Below are 2,831 nucleotides of genomic sequence, written 5' to 3'. Positions count from 1 at the left end.
CCTTTGCCGACCGCTTGGTCGACACCCTGTCGGGCGGCGAACGCCAGCGCGTCTGGCTGGCCATGATGGTCGCGCAACAGGCGGGCACCCTGCTGCTGGACGAACCGATCAGCGCGCTGGACATCGCCCACCAGGTCGAGGTGCTGGCCCTGGTCGCCGCGATGTGCCACGACCAGGGGCGTAGCGCCGTCATCGTGCTGCATGACGTCAACATGGCCGCGCGCTTCTGCGACCATGTCGTGGCGCTCAAGGCCGGGCGGCTGGTCTGGCAGGGCGGCCCGGACGCCTGATGCGCCCCGACACGCTGCACGACATCTATGGCCTGCCGATGCAGGTCCTGACCCGCCCCGACGGACGCCCCGTCGCCATTCCCGCCTGAGAGGCCGCATGCTGAAAGATTTCTTTTCCTACTATCGTCCGCATCTGGGCCTGTTCTGGCTGGATTTCGGCTGCGCCGTCGTGTCGGGCCTGCTGGAACTGGCCTTTCCGCTGGCCGTCACCGCCTTCATCGACCACCTGCTTCCGCAGGGGGACTGGACGCTGACGGTGGCGGCCGCCTGCGGGCTGCTGGCGCTGTACGTGGTCAACACGGGCCTGCTGACGGTGGTGATCTATTGGGGCCACAAGCTGGGCATCAACATCGAAACCGCCATGCGCGCCCGCGCCTTCGACCACCTGACGCGCCTGTCCTGGCGCTGGTACGACCGCGCGCGCACCGGCAAGCTGGTCGCCCGCGTCACCCGCGATCTGGAGGAGATCGGAGAGGTCGCCCATCACGGCCCCGAAGACGCCTTCATCGCGCTGATGACCTTCGTGGGCGCGTTCCTGCTGATGTTCTGGATCAACCCGCAACTGGCGATCATCGTGGCGCTGATCGTGCCGGCCATGCTGGCGCTGGTGATCGTCTATGGCGGGCGCATGACGCAGACCTGGCGCGCGATCTATTCCCGCGTGGGCGATTTCAACGTCCGGCTGGAGGAGACTCTGGGGGGCGTCCGCGTCGTGCAGGCCTTTGGCAACGAGGCGCATGAAAGCCACCTGTTCGCCGCCGACAACGCCCGCTATCGCCAGGCGAAACTGGACGCCTATCGCGTCATGGCCGCGTCGTCGGCACTGCAATACATGGGCCTGCGGCTGGTGCAGGTCATCGTGATGGTCATGGGCGCGGGGTTCGTTCTGTCGGGCGACCTGACCACGGGCGGTTTCGTGGGCTTCCTGCTGCTGGTTGGCGTCTTCTATCGCCCGCTGGAAAAGATCGCCGCCGTGATCGAGACCTATCCCCGCGGCATTGCCGGGTTCCGGCGCTATCAGGAACTGCTGGCCACCGAACCGGAAATCGCCGACGCCCCGGACGCGGTCGACGCCCCGGCGCTGCGCGGCGACATCCGGTTCGAGGGGGTGGGATTTGCCTATGACTCCGACCGCCCGATCCTGTCGGGGATCGATCTGTCGATCCGCGCGGGCGAGACCGTGGCGTTCGTCGGCCCATCCGGGGCGGGCAAGACCACGCTGCTGGCGCTGCTGCCGCGGTTCTATGAACCGAGCGAGGGACGCATCGTCGTCGACGGGCTGGACCTGCCCGCGATGCGCCTGCACAGCCTGCGCCGCCAGATCGGGCTGGTCAGCCAGGACGTGTTCCTGTTCGGCGGCACGCTGCGCGAGAACATCGCCTATGGCCGCCTGGACGCCACCGACATGGAGGTCGCGCAGGCCGCAGCCAAGGCGCAGCTGGCCGCAATGATCGAAGGCTTGCCGCAGGGGCTGGACACCATCGTGGGCGAACGCGGGGTGATGCTGTCGGGCGGGCAGAAACAGCGCGTGGCCATCGCGCGGGCCTTTCTGAAGAACCCGCCGATCCTGATCCTGGACGAGGCGACCAGCGCCCTGGACAGCCAGACCGAACGCGAGATCCAGTCGGCACTGGACGCGCTGTCGGTGGGCCGCACCACGCTGGTGATCGCCCACAGGCTGGGCACGATCCGCAACGCCGACCGCATCGTGGTCATGGACCAGGGCCGCGTGGTGGAAATGGGCACCCATGCCGACCTGCTGTCACAGGGCGGCATCTATGCGGGGCTGGCGGCCTAGGGTCACCCCAGAGCGTATCCGACGCCTCGGACGGTGCGCAGGGGGTCGTCTCCGCCGTTTTTCATGAGGGCTTTGCGCAGGCGGCCGACATGGACGTCGATGGTGCGGGTGTCGACATAGATGTCGCGGCCCCAGACCCGGTCCAGCAGCTGTTCGCGCGTCCAGACGCGGCCGGGCTTTTCCATCATCGTGGACAGCAGCCGGAATTCGGTGGGCCCCAGGTGCAGCGTCTGGCCGGCGCGGAAGACCCGGTGTTCGGCGGCGTCCAGGATGATGTCGGCGAATGACAGCCGTTCGCCCATCGTGGCGGGGCGGGTGCGGCGCAGCTGCGTGCGCAGGCGCGCCAGCAGTTCCACCACCGAATAGGGTTTGACCACATAGTCGTCGGCGCCGGTCTCCAGGCCGCGGACGCGGTCGACCTCCTCGCTGCGCGCCGACAGCATGATGATCGGGATGTTGCGGGTCGCGGGGTCGGCCTTGACCTGGCGGCAGACCTCGATGCCCGACACGCGCGGCAGCATCCAGTCCAGCACGATCAGGTCCGGCTGCTCCGCCGCGACCAAGAGCAGCGCGTCCTCGCCGTTGTTGGCCATGGCCGACCGGGTCGATAGCCCAGATCGCGCAGCAGGCGGCTGGCGCCCAGATGGGTGATCGGGTGGTCGTCGATGACCAAGGCGCGTTTCGTCACGGCGTCCGTCCTGTTCTCAGTGCCGGTACGTCAGGCTGTCCGGCCTGCCGGGCAG

Annotated in this window: 1 protein-coding gene and 2 pseudogenes; 2 read left to right on the top strand and 1 reads right to left on the bottom strand. The window is 68.2% G+C overall.

Annotated features, from left to right (window positions below; translation table 11 throughout):
- Positions 1 to 379 (top strand): annotated as a pseudogene (locus tag TY51_RS19870) (ABC transporter ATP-binding protein); the annotation flags it as partial.
- A gap of 8 nt (positions 380 to 387) precedes the next feature.
- Complete coding sequence (locus TY51_RS19865) at positions 388 to 2,088, top strand: ABC transporter ATP-binding protein (RefSeq protein ID WP_042253078.1); 1,701 nt, start codon at positions 388 to 390, stop codon at positions 2,086 to 2,088.
- Positions 2,089 to 2,090: 2 nt separating this feature from the next.
- On the opposite strand, the pseudogene phoB reads toward TY51_RS19865, so the two are convergent.
- Positions 2,091 to 2,681: pseudogene (phoB, locus tag TY51_RS19860) on the bottom strand (phosphate regulon transcriptional regulator PhoB); the annotation flags it as partial.
- Positions 2,682 to 2,831 lie beyond the last annotated feature (150 nt).

Origin of the sequence: Paracoccus sp. PAMC 22219 (genome assembly GCF_000787695.1) — a bacterium.
Taxonomy (GTDB): Bacteria; Pseudomonadota; Alphaproteobacteria; order Rhodobacterales; family Rhodobacteraceae; genus Paracoccus.
The sequence above is the reverse complement of the archived record's forward strand: the minus strand, read 5'-3'. Positions and strand labels throughout refer to the sequence as shown.